Genomic DNA, 21,106 nt, shown 5'->3' with positions numbered 1-21,106 from the left:
GCATTAAACTATTTAGCTTAAATCACTCTTATTACTAGCCCATATATTTTTAAAATTTATAAAAATATAAAGTCTAATATCATAACTTAACTATGTTATTACTCTATAAATTCATTTATTATAAATTAAAATCCTTCCTAAGTAAACAGGTCTTCTATATCTTCTATGGACATATTCCTTAACACATTCTTATCTAGATCTTCACTATCCATTATGCTATTTATTATATTCTGCTTTTCTTGTTGTATTTTTAATATCTTTTCCTCTATGGTTCCTTTAGTTATAAGCTTTATAACCTCTACTGTATTCTTTTGTCCTATCCTATGAGCTCTATCAGTAGCCTGACTTTCTATGGCAGGATTCCACCATGGGTCAAAATGTATAACTATATCTGCTGAAGTTAAATTAAGTCCTGATCCTCCAGCCTTTAATGATATTAAAAACACTTTATCTTCTCCCTCATTAAACTCCTTAACTAAAGCCATTCTATCCTTAGAACTTATAGATCCATCTAAATAAAGATGATTTACTTCTTCTTTGTTTAACCTAGAAGATATATTCTTTAAAACAGTTACAAATTGAGAAAATACAAGAATCTTATGTCCTCCTTCTATAGCATTATTAATAAGATCTATAAGCGCATTTATTTTAGCACTTTCCCCACTATAAGTATCTATAAAGGAAGATGGATCACAACATATTTGTCTAAGTCTTGTAAGTGCTCCTAATATTTTTATTTTACTTTTTTCAAAACCATAGAGATTTATCTCTTCTTTTATTTCCTTTTTAAACATGGTTACATAAGAGGCATAAATATTTTTTTGTGTAGAATCCATATTTAGACTTAATGTCTTCTCTATTTTAGGTGGCAGTTCACTTATAACATCCTTTTTAAGTCTTCTGAGGATAAACGGAGATATTCTCTTCTTTAAATCCTCTAAGGTATGTTTATTTTCATGTTTAACTATAGCTGTCTCATATAAACTTAAAAATTTAGAATGATTTAAAAGATATCCTGGCATTACAAAGTCAAAAATAGACCAAAGTTCACTTAAATGATTTTCTACTGGAGTACCCGTTAATGCAAATCTATTCTTAGCCTTAATAGCTTTAACTGCCTTTGCATTCTGAGATGTGAAATTCTTAATATTCTGTGCCTCATCTAATATTACATAATTAAAGTTCATATCTTCTATAAAATCTATATCTCTTCTAATGAGGGGATATGATGTTATTACCACATCATGATCCTTATAAGTCTTCCAGACCTCTTCCCTTTGATTTCTATTTCCTTCTACTATAACTATTTTTGCATTTTCCGCAAATTTTTCAAATTCTTCCTTCCAATTATAAACTAAAGAAGTAGGACATATTATTAAAGAAGGATATTCTTCCTTACTTGATATAACAAAGGCTATGGTTTGTATGGTCTTTCCAAGACCCATTTCATCGGCTAATACTCCTCCAAATCCATAGCTGCTTAAAGTCTTAAACCACTTATATCCAACCTTTTGATATGGTCTTAAGATTCCATTCAAATCTTTAGGTATAGGATAGTCCATATGTTTTATATCCTTAAGATTATTTATTAGCTCTCTAAATTCCTTATTACTTTCAGCTTCTTCTCCAATCTTATCATTAACATAGGATGCAAAAAACTTAGGTATTATTATCTTTTCACTGACAAGATTTTTTTCATCTATTCCTAGATTCTTTACTAATGTTATCAGTTCCTTAAGCTCTTTGTTATGAAGTAATACAATACCATCACCTTTTAATTTATAATACTTCTTTCCTTCTTTTATATGATTAAGGATTTCTAGAAGCTCCTCTTCATTTATCCCTTCTATATTAAAAGAAAACTCTAGCATATCTTCTCTATTTAGCTTTAATTTATACTTGAAATCATTTCGTGTATACACCTTTACCTTCTTAAATTCCTCTGAATAATAAACCTCTCCCAGAGTCTGAATAGTCTTAACCCCCTCTACAATAAAGTCTATTATTTCCTCATCTCCCCTTAGGGTAAGATTTTCTTCTTCCTTTGCAAATCCTAATTCCCCTATGGTTTCTAATATACTATTTTCCTTATCCACTTCTCTTATAAGTATTCCATTGGGCGATGTTATTTTACTTTCATTATGTAGAGGATTAAATCTCATATCTTCATATATGAATATGACTTTAAGTCCAATGGTATCTTCATTTTTATCTATATAGAACTCACATTTTAGCTCTTCTTCATAAAAAAGCTTTTTTACTCCTTCCTCAAAAAATACTCTTCCTATATGCTTTATTTTAGGAAGTATAAAGGAAGCAAAATTCGTACTATCTTCTTTATCTATTTCAAGATGTCCTCGTCTATCCTCTAACATTAAATCAAATAAAGGAGAGAAAATTTTCTCCTTTTCCTCTTTTATAAAATAAATATATCCTTTATAAAAATAAATTTCTCCCTCACCTAATAAAGGAAATGGAATCTCTCTATCATTAAATCCAAGAGCTATTTTATTTCCCTTATCTATAACTAAAAACTCTAATACTATATCCTCTGTTTTTATTGTTACATTAAAGTATGTTCCTATAGGTAAATTTAATGTAATCTCCCTATCCCCTATAAGCTTCAATAGTTCTTTAAATTTTCTATTAGGTATAAAAACTTCACCTTTATTAAAAAGCTTCTTAGAAAAGTTTCCATACCCTATAAGCTTTTCTTCAATTTCTAAAAGATCACCTAGAAAATCTATAATTCCCTTGTGTTCCTCTTTAAAATCTTCTCTTGAAAAATCTAATATATTGCTCCTATAAAGTGTAAATAAATCTTCACTGTTATATGCTCCTATGAATGCTTTTATATCTTTAATAGGGTAAAGCTTATCTTTTCCTATTCTAATTTTTATAGAATTTACTAAAGAATTTAAGGAGCTATGACTAAGTTCAATATCTAAATTAAGTATAGCTTCTTTATTATAAGTAACAGTGGAGCCAAATACCTTTAAAAGTCTATCTATATTTGACTCTGATTTAAAGTATTCATTTATATATTTTAAATAGGATGCCACTATATGAGGACATACTTTTTTCTTCTTCTCAAAGTCTTCACAGGTACAACTATACTCCGTAATATTTTTATTTCTATCTATTAAAAAGGTACATAAATACTCACTATATGTATTAGAAGCTACTTGAGCCTTAATAAGATCCTTATCATCTCTATTTAATATGTTTTCAATCTTAAACACATAGTCCTGGAGATAATAATCTTCTCCTATAAGATATATAGTTTTGGTTTTACAAAGACTTATTATATTTCCCTTGTCTAACACTGACATATAACCTCTCCTTTTTATAACTAATCTGTTTATCTGATTGCTACCAACTGTAACCCCTCCCCCTCTTAAATGGTGATGGATAACGGTTGCTATGCACCTAGATTAACTTATATAAAATTTTTCACTATTTATTTTTTCATTATATAACTGATAACAAGTAACTTTTTTTACAAGTTTTTCATAGTATATATAAGAATTAAATTTAGCCTAAAGAAACTTTCTATCCCTTGGCTATTATTACCAACCACTGTTTTGTTCTAGGCTAATTTATTGTGCTAATGAAATTTAAAAATCTACTCAACCGCCAATTTAAAATTTAAAAATAAAGAAATTAATCTTCTAAAAGCTATATGGTTTTTAGCTTGAATCTTAACTTATACATGCACTTAAACCCTTTAAAATCTTGGATTTTAAGTATTGTATAAGATAAGTTTTGAATCAAAAACCCTATAAAGTTTAAGTATATACTTTAACTCTTTTTATTTATCAGTTTTTTAATAAATAAAGCATTACTACATTTTATCATATATTAATGTTTTATTTATTAAGAAGATTTCTTATTAGTCCTTGTATTTATTAAAAAGTCATAATGTACAGATATACTAAATTACACGTCAAACTAGCTCTTAATCTATGACGATTTACACAATCTATTAAAAACTTAAATTTAAATATAGTATATCTATTACTACTATTCATATAATAAAACTTATTTTTAAGGAGGTAACCTAAAATGATAAAACTTTGTGATATTGGAATCGGTAAAATCGCCAACGTAGAAATTCTTCTAGCTAAGAATCTACTTAAAGAACGCTTTTTAGCTTTAGGTCTTACTAAAGGAACCCCTGTTCAAGTTATACGTAAAGGACCAAAGAATAATCTAACTTTATATAAAATAAGAGGAGCTATGATAGCACTTAGAAAAGAAGAAGCATCTCTTATTCTAGTTAATTCTTAATTTTAGGAGGGTTATGTAAATGGGTTTAACTTTTTCCTCTTCTCAAAAAGATAATATGAGGGATATATATAATATAAACAAAAAAAGTAATGAATTTGTCATCGCTCTATGTGGTAATCCAAACACAGGTAAGAGTAGTATATTTAATATATTAACTGGTCTTAATCAACATACTGGAAATTGGCCTGGAAAAACAGTGGTTAATACTAGTGGAATTTTTTCTTATAAAGATAAAGACTTTATATTAATGGATCTTCCTGGAACCTATTCCTTATTCTCCAGCTCCATAGAAGAGGAGGTGGCTAGAGATTATTTATGCTTTGGTAATGCTGATTTATCTGTAGTTGTAACAGATGCTACCTGTCTTGAAAGAAATCTTAACTTAGTATTTCAGGTTATGGAACTTAAAAGTGAAGTTATCTTATGTATAAATCTTATTGATGAAGCTGAAAAAAAGAATATAGAAATAGATGCTAAAAACTTAGAAAAAGCCCTAGGTATTCCTGTAGTCCTTACTTCTGCAAGGGATGGTAGAGGAATTGAAAGTCTAAAAGAAACCATAAATAAAGCTACGGAAAATAAAATTACCTTTTCTCCAGGACTTGTTAAATATAGTGATGAAATTGAAGAAAAAGTTTCTTCTCTTATTGATAAATTAAGTGATTTAAAATCTCCAATAAACTTAAGATGGTTAGCTTTAAGACTTATAGATGGGGATTCAAACCTTCTAGATTCTCTATATTCAAGGTTATGTGAAAGTGATTTATCTCTAATTAAAAATGTAAATAAGGAATTGAAGGTTTCTAAATTAGAAGTTAGGGAAATGATAATGGAGACAAACTATAAATATGCTGAGGAATTAAGAGATAAGTATATAGGAGAAGGAGATTTAAAGAAGATAAATAGAGATATAAGAATAGACAATATATTAACTTCTAAAATCTTTGGTCTGCCTCTAATGCTATTAATATTAGGTTTTATATTTTGGTTTACCATAAAAGGAGCTAACTATCCATCTCAATTACTAGCTGATATACTCTTCTCCTTTGAGGCTAAACTTACTCAATGGTTTACAGCCTTAAATTCTCCCTCATGGCTTCATGGAGTATTAGTCCTTGGACTTTATAGAACCCTTGCTTGGGTTGTTTCTGTAATGCTACCGCCTATGGCAATATTCTTCCCTATATTTACCCTTCTTGAGGATTTAGGTTACCTTCCTAGAGTAGCTTTTAATTTAGATCACTTATTTAAAAAGGCTTGTGCCCATGGAAAACAATGCTTAACTATGTGTATGGGACTAGGGTGTAATGCTGCTGGAGTTATAGGATGTAGAATAATAGACTCTCCAAGGGAAAGAATTATTGCAATAGTTACAAATAATTTTGTTCCTTGCAATGGTAGATTTCCAACATTAATCGCTATATCTACTATATTCTTTTCTCTAAAAGTTTCTAATGGATCCTCAATTGTTCCTGCTCTTTCCGTAACCTTAATTGTTATTCTTGGTGTTTTAATAACCTTACTTGTATCCTATATTCTTTCTAAAACCCTTTTAAAAGGGGTTCCCTCTACCTTCACCCTTGAACTTCCCCCTTATAGAAAACCTCAAATAGGAAGAGTTATTTATACTTCCATAATAGATAGAACCCTGTTTGTTTTAGGTAGAGCAGTGTTAATTGCAGCTCCAGCTGGTGTTGTTATTTGGATTCTTGCCAATATAACCATAGGAGATGCAAACCTTGTAACCCATGCTGCAACCTTTTTAGATCCCCTAGCTAAACTTATAGGATTAGATGGATTTATATTAATGGCATTCATATTAGGTATTCCAGCCAACGAAATAGTTCTTCCCCTTCTTTTAATGGCATACCTATCTACTGGAACCATGGTGGAATTTGATAGTTTAGAATCCCTTAAAGATGTTCTTATAGCCAATGGCTGGACATCATTAACTGCTTTAAATACTATGTTATTCACCCTTCTTCATTGGCCATGCTCTACTACCCTTTGGACTATAAAAAAAGAAACTGGAAGTATAAAATGGACAATCCTCTCTGCAGTAATACCTACTTCCATTGCCTTCATAGTATCTTTTATTACAACTACAATATATAAAATAGCATTTTAATTTTTAGTTTTATGGTAAAATATTATATTGCTAGAAGAGTTTTTAGTTTAAAGCTAAATTTTATTACTCTTATGAATTATAAATAAAATAACTTATAGATTATAACTTCCATCCATAAAATGAGCTTACTATTATAAATTCATCATAAAGATTATTTCTAAAATTAAATAGATTATCAAGATAAAAATGTAGCTCTAGATAATAAATATATCTAGAGCTACATTTTTATAATTCAATTTCTATTTACCATCTAAATATTATTTTCTACTCTTTTTAAGTAAATCATATGCTTTCATTGCTTCTTCTCTATCCTTTTGAATATATTTAACCCTTAAGTTTTTCCCTCCATTTAGCTCCTCATATATAAACTTGTCACTAATTCCCGCATTATCACCATCATCTGAGGATGTTCCATAGTAAATTAATGGTATTTTAGCCCAGAGTATAGCTGCTTTACACATTGGACATGGCTCAGCACTAGAGTATAATACATAATTACTAAGGTTTAGAGTTTTTAGCTTTCCTGTGGCATTTCTTATGGCCTCGATTTCTCCATGAGATGTTACATCAAATTTTTTATTCATCATATTACGTCCGGTAGATATTATATTATTGTCCTTATCTACTATAACAGCTCCAAAAGGACTTCCTTCACCTAATAGTAATGACTTTTTTGCCTCTTCTATTGCTATATCCATAAATCTTTTCTCATATTGAAACATTGTAAAATCTCCTATTTAAACTTAATATTATATTTTTAATCCTTAAAGTAGATTCTAATAAAGAGTCTATCATTTATTTTTTATCATATCTTTACTAATATTATTCTCCTCTAATTTTACCTTTTTATAATATTCAAAGTTTTAATCATAGATTTTTATATTCTTATCCTCTGCAATTTCAATAATTTTAATTATAATTAAAATAGTAATGGATCATAATGTGTAGCTATCCATTATGATCCATTGCTTTAAATATAAAAATTCTATAATGCAGTATTTATATCCAACTATTAAATTTTCTTATATAAAATCTCTTAACCACTTGGGTCATTACACAATATCCTAGTAAAATTAATATTAGATATGGAAAATAACTTAATGGTAGAGGCACTAGTCCAATAGACCCTCCAAATGATGTAAAGGGAATATATATTCCAACCATCATAACTATTAAAGTTAAAATCATCACCGGCTTCGTTGCTCTACTTTGAATAAATGGTATCTTCTTACTTCTAATCATATGAACTATTAGTGTTTGAGATAATAACCCCTGTATAAACCATCCAGATTGGAATAAGCTTTGCATCTCTATGGTATTTGCTTTAAATATATAGAACATTAATAAATAGGTAGCTATATCAAAGATTGAGCTTATAGGTCCTACATATACCATAAATCTACCTATATCTTTAGCATTCCATTTTTGTGGTTTTTCTAAGTAGTCCTTGTCCATAGTATCCCATGGAATAGAAATCTGAGATATATTATAAAGCAGATTTTGCATTAATAGATGTACTGGTAACATAGGAAGGAAAGGCAGAAATATACTTGCTACTAAAACACTGACTACATTCCCAAAGTTTGAACTTGCTGTCATTTTAATATACTTTACTATATTCCCAAATATATTTCTTCCTTCTAGAACTCCTTTTTCAAGAACCATAAGATCTTTTTCAAGGAGAATTATATCTGCACTTTCTTTTGCTATATCAACAGCTGTATCCACTGATATCCCAACATCTGATTCCTTTAATGCTGGTGCATCATTTATTCCATCTCCCATATACCCTACTGTATGTCCCTTTTCTTGTAGAACTCTTATTATTCTAGATTTTTGCATAGGAGAAAGTTTTGCAAATACTGTGGTGTCCTCTGCCTGAGTCTTAAGATCCTCATCACTTAAATTTTCAATGTCACTCCCTAGCAATATCTTATCTATATGGAGTCCAACTTCATTACATATTTTCTTAGTAACTATATCATTGTCTCCTGTTAGAATCTTTACATCCACCCCATGGGTTTTCAGTGCCTTTATAGCGTCCTTAGCACTTTCCTTTGGTGGATCTAAAAATCCTATATATCCCATAAGGACCATATTACTTTCATCTTCTACTGAGAATTTATTTTCATCAGGTATGTCATTCTTCTGAGCCACAGCAATAACTCTCATACCTTCTTCATTAAGGCTATAAACCATTGCCATAACTTCTTCTTTTATATCCTCTGTAAGATCTACTATTTCTCCTTTATACTCTGCAAAAGAACAGCTTCCTAGCATCTCCTCTACAGCCCCTTTTGTTATAAGCTGTCTCTTCCCCTCTTTATCTTCTAAAACAACAGACATTCTACGTCTTGTAAAATCAAAGGGAATTTCATCTACCTTCTTATACTTATCTTCAAGATCATTAAATTCTTTCTTATTTCCCTCTTCTAAAATAGCTATATCCATTAAATTTCTAAGACCTGTTTGATAGAAACTATTTAAATAGGCATGTCTTAATATTCTACAATCCTCATTACCATGAATATCTAAATGCCTTTCTACAACTATCTTATCCTCAGTTAAGGTTCCAGTTTTATCTGTGCAAAGTATATCCATTGCTCCAAAGTTTTGTATAGAGCTTAAATTCTTTACCACAGTTTTTTTCTTAGATAATGCTATTGCCCCTTTAGCAAGATTAGTTGTAACTATCATAGGTAACATTTCTGGGGTTAATCCTACTGCTACAGAGATAGAAAAAAGTAAAGCTTGAAGATAGTCACCTTTCATAATAGCATTGATTAAAAATACTATAGGTACCATGATAACCATAAATTTTATTAAAAGAAAACTTACACTATTTACTCCTTTTTCAAAGCTACTTTCAGCTCTATTTCCAATTAAACTCTCTGCCATAGCTCCAAAATAAGTTTCATTACCTGTGGATACAACTACAGCCTTAGCTGTTCCGCTAACTACGTTAGTTCCTAAAAGACATATATTATCTAGATCTCCTATAGATTTATTATCTCTATATGAATTTACCTTTGAGAATTTTTCAATAGGCTCTGATTCTCCTGTCAAAGAAGATTGGCTAACAAATAAATCCTTAGAGGTTATAATTCTAACATCAGCTGGAACCATATCTCCAGCAGCTAGATGAATTATATCTCCCTTTACTATATCTTTCATATCTATTTCTTCTGGCTGATTTCTATCACGAATTACAGCTGCTGATGTTTTTATAAGAGCTTTTAACCTATCAGCTGCCTTCGATGCCTTATATTCTTGAATAAAATTTATAACACTACTTAAAGTTACTATGGTTAAAATTATTATTATGGTCTCATAGCTTTCTTCTCCACTTGGGGGAAGTATAACATCTGTAAATAATGAAACTAAAACTAAAGCTAACAATATTAAGCTAAAAGGGTTTATAAATGTTTTTATAAATTGAATAATTACTGGATCTTTCACTTCACTTTCTACTTGGTTTAATCCATATTCTCTAATTCTTCTTTCAGCCTCTTTATTATCAAGTCCATAATATCCTGTATTTAATATGGTATATACTTCATCAATATTCTTTCTTGAAATATGATTTAGGGAATTTACTATTCTTTTTTCGTCAATTCCATTTACTTTTCTCATCTTCATGTAACTCACCCTCCTAAAAAAGGCAACAGAAAATTAAAGGTCATAAAAATATAATTTTTTTACCCTTTATTGCCTTACTTTTAAATTAAAAATTTTGTGAATTAAATGTAGTAAGAAACAGTGGAATGTTTCAAAGATTTGAATTTTAGAAATGCTTATATAGATGGATTTACCTAAGATTCATAGAATACGCTAATAGTAATTACTATAGAATTCTTACACCGCCTATATAAGTTTCTCCCTCCACTGTCCATATTACTACTGCTACTTTCCATGAATCCTCACCTCCGAAATTTTAAACTATTATAATGCAAAAGCTATAATTATCCACATTATGGATAATTTGAAAATAAAAAAATCCTCGTCAAAACTTGAACTTTGACGAAGATACAATACTCCATTAAATCTCGTTCAAGTTTTGGCTCTGCAAGGCATTGAAGTTGCATTAGGTTAAGCCTTAATCTCGACCAAACCTGCTAACCAGTGCAGAATGTTTCCATCCTTTTACGGCAGCAACCCATATCCTTGTAGTAACCTCACCTACCGAGGCTATTAACTTTTACATTAACATACTATTCTTTATAAGAGCAAAAGTCAACCTATATACCTATTAATTTTTTGTTAACTCTCATAAAGTTTCATAAAAAATAAGAACCATATTTATCATGGATCTATATATAAATTTATATATGAGTTTTCTATAATGGAAGTCTTATAATAAATTCTGTTCCTTTTCCTAAAGTACTTAAAGCTTTTATTTCTCCATGATGAGCTTCTACTATTGCCTCAGTTATGGAAAGTCCTATACCTGACCCTCCAGTAATTCTAGTCCTTGACTCATCAGCTCTATAAAATCTTTCAAATATATATGGAATATGAGACTCGCTTATTCCTACTCCATTATCTTTAATAGATATATGTATTTCATTATTTTTAATACCCCAGTTAATATCTATAACTCCACCCTTATTGGTGTATTTTATTGAATTAGAAATTATATTTATAATCCCTTGGCTTATCTTATCCCTATCTACATTTAAGATATAAGATTCTCCCTCTACTGTAGTCTTTATATTCTTATCACTTAAACTCTTTTCAAAATTAATTAATATACCATTAAATATATCCTTTATATCCTCTTTAGTCTTATGAAGATTTATCTCCTCTCCTTCATATTCTGAAAGTTTATCTAAATCCCCAATAAGTCTATAAAGTCTTTGGATTTCTTCATGAATACTAGATAACCTCTCTACGGATGGTTCCCAAATCCCATCGATTATAGCTTCTAAGTGACTTTGTATAGTTGTAAGAGGTGTTCTTAATTCATGGGATATATCTTTTGTTAAAACTTTTCTAAGAGTTTCTTGTTCATCTAGGGATTTAGCTAAATAATTTACTGAGTTTATAAGACTATTTATTTCATATATATTTGTCTTCTTATCTATAGGAGTTTTATAGTTTTGAGATGATATAAGTTTTGTGGCATTAATTACTTTAACTAAGGGTTTAACTATAGATCCTGATATTAAAACTCCCACCACCACTGCAAGTATTATTCCAATAAATGCTACCATAATTAATATTCTATTTAGCATTTTAAAAAATAATATTTCTGATTCACTATAATAATAAGGACCATAATAACCTATATGTGCTACCCCTACCTTTTTTCCGTTATCTAAAATATCATAACTATTTTCTATATAGTCTCCATTAAACTTTGGGAATAATTCCACCATATTTCTATTAATCATACCAATCATGGCTTCGCACATACCACTATTGTATTCCCTAGCATCCCATACTGTATTCTCATTAGCATCTACTACTCTCACAATAATCCCGGTTTCTAATGAATTAATTCCAACACTTTCAACGCCCTTAATATCCCAAGTATTGTTATGATACTGACTTTTTAGAGAATTTATTATAGAGCTTTTTTTATTTTCTAAATTACTTACTATATATTCATCAAAGCCTTTCTTAAGAAACATATTAGATAGTATGCTTATTAAGGCTATTATTACCATAGATAAAATTATGAAATATGCTGTTATCTTATTCTTTAACTTTATCACTAACTATTCACCACCAAATTTATATCCAATACCATGGACCGTCTTTATATATAATGGTTTTTTAGAATTTGTTTCTATCTTATGTCTTATATTCTTTATATGTGAATCAATAACCCTATCATATACCTCAAATTCATCTCCCATACTCTTATCTAGTAGCTCTCCTCTTGTGAATACTTTATTGTTAGTTGCTAGTATAAGTAATATTTTAAATTCTGTAGCCGTTAAATTAACCTTCTCCCCACATTTCATTACATCATAATTATTTGCATCAATTAAAAGATCTCCATTGTTAAAAGATAAAATATCATCCTTGTTTTTAACACTTCTTTTAATTACTGCATTAATCCGTGCAACTAATTGCCTTGGACTAAATGGCTTTGTCATATAATCGTCGCTACCTATACTAAACCCATTTAATATATCTTCCTCTTGCACTTTAGCAGTTAGCATAATTATAGGAACCTCTGATACTTCTCTTATTTCCTTGCAGATTTCTTCTCCTTTAATGTCTGGTAACATAAGGTCCAAAATTATTAAGTCTATATTTTCTTTATAAAATATACTTAAGGCATCATTACCATTGTAAGCTTTAAATATATTATAACTTTCTCTTTTTAAATAGGCCTCTATTACCTCTACTATTTTCTTCTCGTCATCTACAATTAAGATGTTTTTATTTCTCAAAGTATTTCACTCCTATACTTTAAATTATATGCATATATATATACTATCTTAAATTTAATGAGAAATCTTGTAAACACTTTTCTATAAATTGTAAATTTTATTTTTTTCTTAATTAATCACATAAATTCTTCATACAAAAACTATATAATTCCAGGAATATACAGTTATTTTTTCTTTATATTCTAATTTTTAATCTTTATTAAAGGGGGTAAATTTCATTGTCTATTAAATCTGTAAATCTAAATGTAGATGGAATGATATGCACATCTTGTGAAAAAAGAATTAAGGATTCCTTAGAAAAAGTAAGAGGTATAACTAGCATATCTCTAAGCTTTAAAAAACAAAAGGTTTTTATAGAATATGATGACAGCAAAGTATCTCTTCATACTATTGTAAAAACAATTGAATCTCAAGGTTATACTGTATTAACTGATAATAGTCATAAAAGTAAAACTAAAGAAATCCTATGGATTTTTGGAATTCTAATAGTAGCCCTTGCTATTATGATGTTATCTATGGATTCTGGCTCCTTTAATATGGAATCTAAATTAAGCTCTAGTACCTCCTATATTATGCTTTTTGTTATAGGTATATTTACTTCAATTCATTGTGTGGGTATGTGTGGTGGAATATTAATGAGTCAAAGTATAATAACTCTAGACAAACCTTCTATATCCAGTAGGCTGAAACCCACTATATTGTATAACATGGGTAGAGTTATATCTTACACAATTTTAGGAGGAATAGTAGGTACTCTTGGCTCTGTACTCTCTATATCCTTAAGTACTCAAGCTCTTATATCTATATTTGCAGGATTATTCATGGTTATTATGGGATTTAATCTTTCAGGCTTTAGTTTATTTAGGGCCTTCTCTATTAAATTCCCCTTAAAGAAATCATTAAAGAATAAATCTTCCACACCCTTTATAGTTGGACTTTTAAATGGGTTTATGCCATGTGGCCCACTGCAAACCATGCAGCTATATGCTTTAGCCTCTGGTAGTTTTACCATTGGAGCTTTATCCATGATGTTTTTTGCCTTAGGTACAATTCCATTAATGCTCACCTTTGGCTTAATAGTTAACTTTATTAACAGTAAAAATACTAAATATTTAATAAAAACAAGTGGAATCCTGGTTGTTTTACTGGGGCTTATAATGGCAAATAGAGGTCTCGCTCTCCTTGGAGTAGACATATCCCCTAAAGCCCTTTTAAACCTCATACCTAACAGCTCTAAAGTAGAAATTACTAAAGAAAATAAGGCTGTAATTAAAGATGGAAAACAAATTATTAAACTTAAGGCTGATTCCTCTGGATATTCTCCTAATGTGGTCTTCATACAAAAGAATATGGAAACAGAACTGATAATTGAGGGTGATGAGATTACCTCTTGTAACAATGAAATTGTAATTCCTTCCCTAAATATAAGGCAAAAACTAAAAGATGGGGAAAACATAATATCCTTTACCTCCAAGGATGATGACATAAATTATAGCTGTTGGATGGGCATGTTAAAAGGATATATAAAAGTAGTAGATGATATAAATAACATAAAAAGTTCTGATATAGATAGAGCTAAGGATTTTGCCCCTGAAAGCTCCTCTAACTCTATGCCTTCCCATAATCAAATTGAGAGAACCATCTATGGTGTTAATCTTTCTGAAATTCCTACAGAAAGATTAATCAAGAAGGTAAATAAAAAAGGTAACATACAAAACTTCACTATAAAAAGTATAGGAAATGATTTGGATCCTCTAGTTTTAGTGGTAGAAAAAAACTTAGATACCTATATATCTTTTGACTTTAGTACCATGAACTCTCCTAATGGAAATTACTATATCTATAATGATACCGATTCTCCTAAACAAATTAAAATTCCATTAAAAGATTCTAAAGGACAACTTTCTAGAAACTTTAGTAAAACAGGTCCATATATTATTACTAATGATGAAGTTATATTAGGAGTAATAGAAGTTGTAGATGATATATCTAAGGTAAATCTAGATGCATTAAGAAAAAAATATATAAATTAATTTAAAAACTTTTTCTTGACTTTTAAGAATCAAATTGTTATACTGTTTTAAAAATTAAGAATAAAATGCTTTGATGAGAACTAGTAAGTTATCACGTTCTTTTAAAGAGAGCTCCCGGTTGGTGAAAGGGGCAAAGAAGGATAATCTGAATACATCTCTGAGCATCCCATGGAACCCTTTGGGTAGTACATGAGAGACGGAAACTTCCACCGTTAAAAGGATAGAGTATCACATATTTTATTATGTCGTACTTGATAAGGTTAATATAGTGATATATTAACAAACTAAGGTGGTAACACGAAGCATATGACGCTCTCGTCCTTATATTTTATAAGGATGAGGGCTTTTTTTATTTTTAATTTTATCTTCAAGTGAAATATAAATCTCACTTACTAAACTTTAAATCATTGTAAAAACTAAGGGATTAGCTACCCCTTTTTAATATAACCATGGTGTTTTAGGTATACCTAAGAAATTATAATTAATAATTTTGGAGGGAATCATTATGAAATCAATAAATGAACAGATTAAAATAATATCAAAAGGTGTAGATGAAATTATAAATATTGAAGACCTTTCTAAAAAACTAGAAAATTCTATAGATAATAATAAACCTTTAGTGGTAAAGTTAGGTCTTGACCCTAGCGCTCCTGATATCCATATTGGTCATGCTGTAGTTCTTAGAAAAATTAAACAGTTACAAGACCTTGGCCACAGAGCTGTTATTATAATTGGAGATTTTACTGGTATGATTGGGGACCCTACTGGTAAATCAAAAGCTAGGAAGCAGCTTACAAAGAAACAAGTTTTAGAAAATGCTAAAACCTATGAAACTCAGATATTTAAAATTTTAGATAGAGAAAAAACAGAAGTTAGGTTTAACAGTGAATGGTTAGAAAAACTTAACTTTAAGGATATTATAGAATTAACCTCTAAATACACAGTGGCTAGAATGCTGGAGAGAGAGGACTTTAAAAATAGAATGGCTAATCATCAAGCCATAGGAATTCATGAGTTCTTCTATCCTTTAATGCAAGCCTATGATTCTATTTCTATAGATGCAGATATCGAACTTGGAGGGACAGATCAAAGATTTAACCTTCTTATGGGAAGAACAATGCAAAAAGAGTTTAATAAAGAAGCTCAAATAGCTATAATGATGCCTATATTAGAAGGGCTAGATGGAATTGAGAAAATGAGTAAGAGCCTTGGAAACTACATTGGCATTACTGAACCTGCCAATATTATGTACTCAAAAACCATGAAGGTTCCAGATGATCTTATTATAAAATACTTTAATTTAGCAACAGACATCCATCCTGATGAAATAAAAGTTATAGAAGATAAACTAAACAATGGAGAAGTAAATCCAAGAGATATAAAAATGGACTTAGCTCGTGAAATTGTAAGACTATATCATGGGAACGAGGCTTCCTTACTAGCTGAAAAAGAATTTAAGGCAGTATTCCAAAATAACTCTATCCCAGAGGATATTAAAATTGTATCTTTAAATAAAGGTGATAATCTTGTTAATGCTCTTTCCCTCTCTACCTTTGCATCATCTAATAGTGAAGCTAGAAGACTTATATCTCAAGGTGGAGTTAAAATAAATGGTGAAAAAGTCTTAGATTATAAAGAAGTTACCCTATTTAATGATGACATAATTCAAGTTGGCAAATATAACTTCTTTAAGATTTTAATTAAAAATAATTGTAGATAACCCAAGGGATAATTGAAATTAAACCGCTAGCTACTATTATTTAAAGCGTGTTCAAAGGTTAAATTTTAAGATATTTTATCTATAGTGATATTAAAGTTAAATCCACCTACAATAATTATTACTGCAGGTGGATTATTTTATAACTTAAACCTTTGTGTTAGTTCACTTAGATTTTGAGCTAAATCCGCTTGAGCCTTTGCTGTTTCTGTTACAGCCTTCATGGATTCTGTGGCTTCCTCTACATTACTTAGTATGTTTGAGGAGTATTCCGCTGTTCCTTGAGTATTATCTGCAACTCCTTGTATTGCTGTTGCAACTTGATCTATAGTTGCATTTATTTCTTGAGACATGGCTGCAATATCTTCAGACATTACATTTAAGAACTGTGCATCCTTATTATACTGCTCTCCTATCTGAACAAAGCTCTCATAATCCTTTGTAACTTTTTCATCTATAAACTTTAGAATACCTTGAGTGTTTACAGATAAATTATCAAAGGCTTTTTTAACCTTATCAACAGTAACTTGTATTGTACTTACAGTGTGGGATGACTGTTCTGCAAGTCTTCTAACCTCTTCTGCAACAACAGCAAAGCCTTTTCCATGTTCTCCAACTCTCGCTGCCTCTATTGCTGCATTTAACGCTATTAGATTTGTTTGGTCAGATATACTTGAAATAGCATCTGCCATAACACTTATTTCTTCTACTACCTTTCCTTCTTCAATAGCTCTTACTATATCCTTTTCCTTTTCCTTATACAGCTTTGTTGCTTCATCATTAAACTCTTGTGCTTTATTTTTAACTCCAATAGCTCTCTCACTTATACTAGCTGATTCATTACTTCCATCCATTGCTTTAGTAGAAAGCTGAGCTGAACTTGAAGCTATTTCCTCACTTGATGCTGTAACCTCTTCAGCAACTGCACTAGATTCAAGGGCTGAGTTTGCAATATCTTTAGTTCCATGATTTATGTTACTTAACTTAGATGTCATCTCTTCTGAGGTTGAATATAATTCTTCACTACCAGCACTTATCTCCTCAGAATTCTCAATAATAGTTTTTATAAGACTCTTTATATCTTCCTGAGCCTTATTTAAAGATAGAGCTGTTTCTCCAAATTCATCTTTTCTATTTTCATCTATAGGAGTAGTAAAATCATACCCTGCTATTCTATTTGCAAATGATTTTATCTTTTCTAATGCTTTTGTTATATCTCTAGTTAATATATACATTAAAATTAAGCTTAATATTAAACTTATAATTACTGCCCCAATTAATATACTTTTTGTTGCTATAAGCATATTATTAACCTCAAGACTTTGATTGTCTTTTGCTTTTATAGTTGCATCTATAGCTCCATCTATTGCCTCTAACCACTGGCTCTGGTATTTTTCTAATTCACCAACCGCTTTTGACATATCCTCATTAGTAAGATCCGTTCTTTTAGCAGTTTCTTTAAATTTACTTAAAACTTCCTTAGCCTTTTCTGCTTCTATATATATATTATCTATAGCTTGTTTACCGTCTTCAGTAACCATCATTCCTTTTAGGTTACTATATATCTCTTCATATTCTTTAATGTTCTCATTAAATATTTTTTCCTGCTCTGCTCCCTTTTCTGCATTATTACTTACTAATAATATTACATAAGAAGCAAAAGCTTCATTTACTCTGCCTTTAATATCATAGGCATATTGAACTTTTTTAACACTATTCTTTGATACATCTATAAATAGCTCATGAAATGTATTTATTCTTCTTACAGATATTATAGATAGGATAAAGAGTAATACTATTATTATTGAAAATGATGCTATTATTTTTGTCTTAACTTTAAGATCCTTAAATTTTATCATCTATATCTCCTCCCCATTATCATTCACAATAATTTATCGTCAAATTAATAGTTTTCTTTACATTTTTTTATGTGTTTCATTATTATTTTTTATGTAATTTAACTATTTTCAAATTAGTTTTACTTATAGTAAACGTTTCATAAAAAACTTCTCTATCTTAAATAAAAAAAGATAGCCCTAGTGCTAATATAATTACACTAAAACTACCTTTACTTTTATCTAATACTAAACTTTTTATATCTCTACATATATTACCTTATTTCCCTTAAAATCAATAAACTTCTCAAATTCGTTATAGTCCATAACTATTGTTTCTGTATTCACATTGGGATGAAAACTTATTCTATTACAATTAGCTAAATCCTTATCTAATATTAAGTCTACAATATTATCTTTATCATTTATAAGTCCCATGGGTGTAACAGACCCTGGCTTTAACTTTAAATATTTATATAACCTTTCCTCTGATGCGAAACTAAGGGGGGTGCTGTTTATTTGACTCTGTAAATCTTTTAAATCCACAGTCTTATCCTCTCTAAGTACAACAAGATAATGCTTACTTCCTTTTCTATTCCTTAAAAATAGATTTTTACACTCTCCTGCATTCATATTTAAATTTAATTTTTTGGCTTCTTCTACCGTGAATACAGCTTCATGTTCATATATTTCATATTTTATATTGAGTTCTTTTAATACTTTATAAACTTCATTCTTATCCATATTATTGTCCTCCTAATACAAAAATTTTTTATTTATTCTAATAGGTATATGAATTACTTTACAATCTATTGACCTTATAGTTACTATAACCCTTACAATTAAATGAAAGGTTATTTTCAAAGGAGAGATTTTAATGAGTAAAAAGCTAGATTTGCTTAATGACAACATTGGAAAAATATTTTTTACATACTTGATTCCAAGCATTGGTGGTATGCTGGGAACTTCTCTATACGTATTAGCTGATACCTTTTTTGTAGCTAATGGTATAGGTAGTACAGGTCTTGCAGCTTTAAATATTTCTATTCCAATTATGAACCTTTTTAATGGTTTAGGATTACTTTTCGGAATAGGTGGAGCTACGGCTCTTTCTATAAGTAGAGGTAGAAAAAAATATAACGAATTAGATGATATATTCACTGATTCCATAGTTTTATGCTTATGTACAGGAGTGTTTTTAACTTTAGTAGGATTACTATTTTTAGATAATATTGTATCCTTCCTTGGTGGTTCTCCTGATACCTTTGGTATGGCTAAGGAATACTTAAAAGTTATATTTACCTTTACTATAGCCTTTTTCCTTAACAGTACTATGACAGTTATAGTTCGTAATGATGGTGCTCCAAAGCTTGCTATGTGGGGTATGTTATCTGGTACTATTGCTAATGTATTTTTAGACTATATATTCATATTTCCATTAGGATGGGGTATGTGGGGAGCCGCTTTTGCTACAGCCTTATCACCAGTTATAAGTTTATGTATATTAAGTACTCACTTTATTAAAAAGAAAAATAATATTAAATTAAAGCTTCCTAATATAAATGTAAATAGAGTTAAAAGGATTTTATCTAATGGATTCTCAAGCTTTATTACAGAATTATCTGCTGGTATTGTAATATTTGCCTTTAATGCTGTAATTCTAACTCTTAAAGGAGATATAGGTGTTGCTGCCTATGGGATAATAGCTAATATTTCTCTTATATGTGCTTCTATATTCACAGGAGTTGGTCAAGCTCTTCAGCCTATAACTAGTGTAAACTATGGAGCTCGTAAAACTCATAGAGTAGAAGAGGCTGTAAAATTTGCTATTCTTACTGCTTTAAGTCTTGGAGTTGTATTCTTATTAATTGGATTCATATTCCCTGAACCAATTACAGCTTTATTTAATAAAGATAATAATCCTGAGCTTACAGCAATAACAGTTCAAGGAATATATCTATATTTTGTTGCCTTTATATTTATGGGATTAAACATTGTACTAATATCATATCTTCAATCCATAGAAAAGGCAAAGGCGTCTACTCTTATATCAATGTGCCGCGGACTTGTATTTATTCTCTTAGGATTATTTACTCTTCCAAAATTTATGGATATTAATGGTGTTTGGCTTACTATGCCTTTTGCAGAAATAGGTACTATAATACTATCTTTTGTTTACTTTAAAGAAGTTCGTAACATACTATCTAAAAGCGCAAAGGCTTTTAAGAAACCAAGCTTTAGATAATTATTTAGATTTATTAAAAAGATAAGATATTATAATTAGTCCACTATACAAGTGTTTAAAACATATTGATTTAATTTTTAAAATTAGCTTTCAAAGCTATTTTGAGAAGTTAAAAAAGTTTTTAATTATAAGTTAAAATTAGGCTGTACTATAATTTATATATCAGAGTTATAGTACGGCCTTTTTGTTTATATTAAGTATTAAATTCTATATAAAGATTCTTAAATATTCTTAGTCCTATTTTCAATATAATTTGTTTTAATAAAGTCAAAATAGCACTTTATTAGATCTCTTGATTCTATATGTTTTAAACTTTTATAATTCTTTATAATATAAATGAAAGATAATATTTGAAATATAGTTATATAACAATCCTTTAAATCAAAAGTAAATAGATTATATAAATATATATAGTCTAAACTTCCATTCCAAAAAATTTTATCTACTAAAGAAC

The 21,106-nt window shown here is 29.4% G+C and carries 12 protein-coding genes, 1 riboswitch and 1 other annotated feature; of the genes, 5 read left to right on the top strand and 7 right to left on the bottom strand.

Annotated elements, in window-relative coordinates; translation table 11 throughout:
• Nucleotides 1-137 precede the first annotated feature (137 nt).
• Entirely contained in the window at nt 138-3,332 is a 3,195-nt protein-coding gene (locus AB2369_RS02820) for an SNF2 helicase associated domain-containing protein (protein WP_367664954.1), read from the bottom strand.
• Between the two features lie 733 nt (nt 3,333-4,065).
• Between AB2369_RS02820 and AB2369_RS02815 the strand changes: the two genes are divergently transcribed.
• Both AB2369_RS02815 and feoB read left to right on the top strand, forming a co-directional pair.
• A complete protein-coding gene (locus AB2369_RS02815; protein ID WP_367664953.1) occupies nt 4,066-4,290 on the top strand; it encodes a ferrous iron transport protein A in 225 nt (74 codons plus the stop codon).
• A gap of 19 nt (nt 4,291-4,309) precedes the next feature.
• Nucleotides 4,310-6,418: a ferrous iron transport protein B gene (gene feoB / locus AB2369_RS02810; RefSeq protein ID WP_367664952.1), complete on the top strand. Its 2,109-nt coding sequence runs from the start codon at nt 4,310-4,312 to the stop codon at nt 6,416-6,418.
• Between the two features lie 257 nt (nt 6,419-6,675).
• Here feoB and AB2369_RS02805 read toward each other — a convergent pair whose 3' ends face one another.
• From AB2369_RS02805 to AB2369_RS02790, 4 genes are all read right to left on the bottom strand, one after another.
• The gene (locus AB2369_RS02805; RefSeq protein WP_367664951.1) at nt 6,676-7,140 is read right to left on the bottom strand and encodes a nucleoside deaminase; all 465 of its coding nucleotides are present in this window, start codon (nt 7,138-7,140) and stop codon (nt 6,676-6,678) included.
• A 277-nt stretch (nt 7,141-7,417) separates the two neighbouring features.
• A complete protein-coding gene (mgtA, locus tag AB2369_RS02800; RefSeq protein WP_367664950.1) occupies nt 7,418-10,057 on the bottom strand; it encodes a magnesium-translocating P-type ATPase in 2,640 nt (879 codons plus the stop codon).
• Nucleotides 10,058-10,456: 399 nt separating this feature from the next.
• A riboswitch (M-box (ykoK) riboswitch) is annotated at nt 10,457-10,612 on the bottom strand.
• A gap of 143 nt (nt 10,613-10,755) precedes the next feature.
• The gene (locus AB2369_RS02795) at nt 10,756-12,135 is read right to left on the bottom strand and encodes an ATP-binding protein (protein WP_367664949.1); all 1,380 of its coding nucleotides are present in this window, start codon (nt 12,133-12,135) and stop codon (nt 10,756-10,758) included.
• Nucleotides 12,136-12,138: 3 nt separating this feature from the next.
• Nucleotides 12,139-12,822, bottom strand: coding sequence for a response regulator transcription factor (locus tag AB2369_RS02790; RefSeq protein WP_367664948.1), 684 nt, complete (start codon nt 12,820-12,822; stop codon nt 12,139-12,141).
• A 218-nt stretch (nt 12,823-13,040) separates the two neighbouring features.
• Here AB2369_RS02790 and AB2369_RS02785 point away from each other — a divergent pair, with 218 nt between their 5' ends.
• Together AB2369_RS02785 and tyrS are read left to right on the top strand one after the other, a co-directional pair.
• Nucleotides 13,041-14,855, top strand: coding sequence for a sulfite exporter TauE/SafE family protein (locus AB2369_RS02785; RefSeq protein WP_367664947.1), 1,815 nt, complete (start codon nt 13,041-13,043; stop codon nt 14,853-14,855).
• Between the two features lie 61 nt (nt 14,856-14,916).
• Nucleotides 14,917-15,181, top strand: a binding site (T-box leader).
• Nucleotides 15,182-15,360: 179 nt separating this feature from the next.
• Nucleotides 15,361-16,575 (top strand): tyrosine--tRNA ligase, encoded by a 1,215-nt coding sequence (gene tyrS, locus AB2369_RS02780; RefSeq protein WP_367664946.1) that lies wholly within the window; start codon nt 15,361-15,363, stop codon nt 16,573-16,575.
• A 137-nt stretch (nt 16,576-16,712) separates the two neighbouring features.
• Here the strand turns inward: tyrS and AB2369_RS02775 are convergent, their stop codons facing one another.
• Together AB2369_RS02775 and AB2369_RS02770 are read right to left on the bottom strand one after the other, a co-directional pair.
• Entirely contained in the window at nt 16,713-18,431 is a 1,719-nt protein-coding gene (locus tag AB2369_RS02775; protein WP_367664945.1) for a methyl-accepting chemotaxis protein, read from the bottom strand.
• A 234-nt stretch (nt 18,432-18,665) separates the two neighbouring features.
• Nucleotides 18,666-19,151: a prolyl-tRNA synthetase associated domain-containing protein gene (locus AB2369_RS02770; RefSeq protein ID WP_367664944.1), complete on the bottom strand. Its 486-nt coding sequence runs from the start codon at nt 19,149-19,151 to the stop codon at nt 18,666-18,668.
• 133 nt (nt 19,152-19,284) lie between these two features.
• Here AB2369_RS02770 and AB2369_RS02765 point away from each other — a divergent pair, with 133 nt between their 5' ends.
• Complete coding sequence (locus tag AB2369_RS02765; RefSeq protein ID WP_367664943.1) at nt 19,285-20,652, top strand: MATE family efflux transporter; 1,368 nt, start codon at nt 19,285-19,287, stop codon at nt 20,650-20,652.
• Nucleotides 20,653-21,106 lie beyond the last annotated feature (454 nt).

Origin of the sequence: Clostridium sp., from assembly GCF_040797585.1 — a bacterium.
Taxonomy (GTDB): Bacteria; Bacillota; Clostridia; order Clostridiales; family Clostridiaceae; genus Clostridium_Z.
The sequence above is the reverse complement of the archived record's forward strand: the minus strand, read 5'-3'. Positions and strand labels throughout refer to the sequence as shown.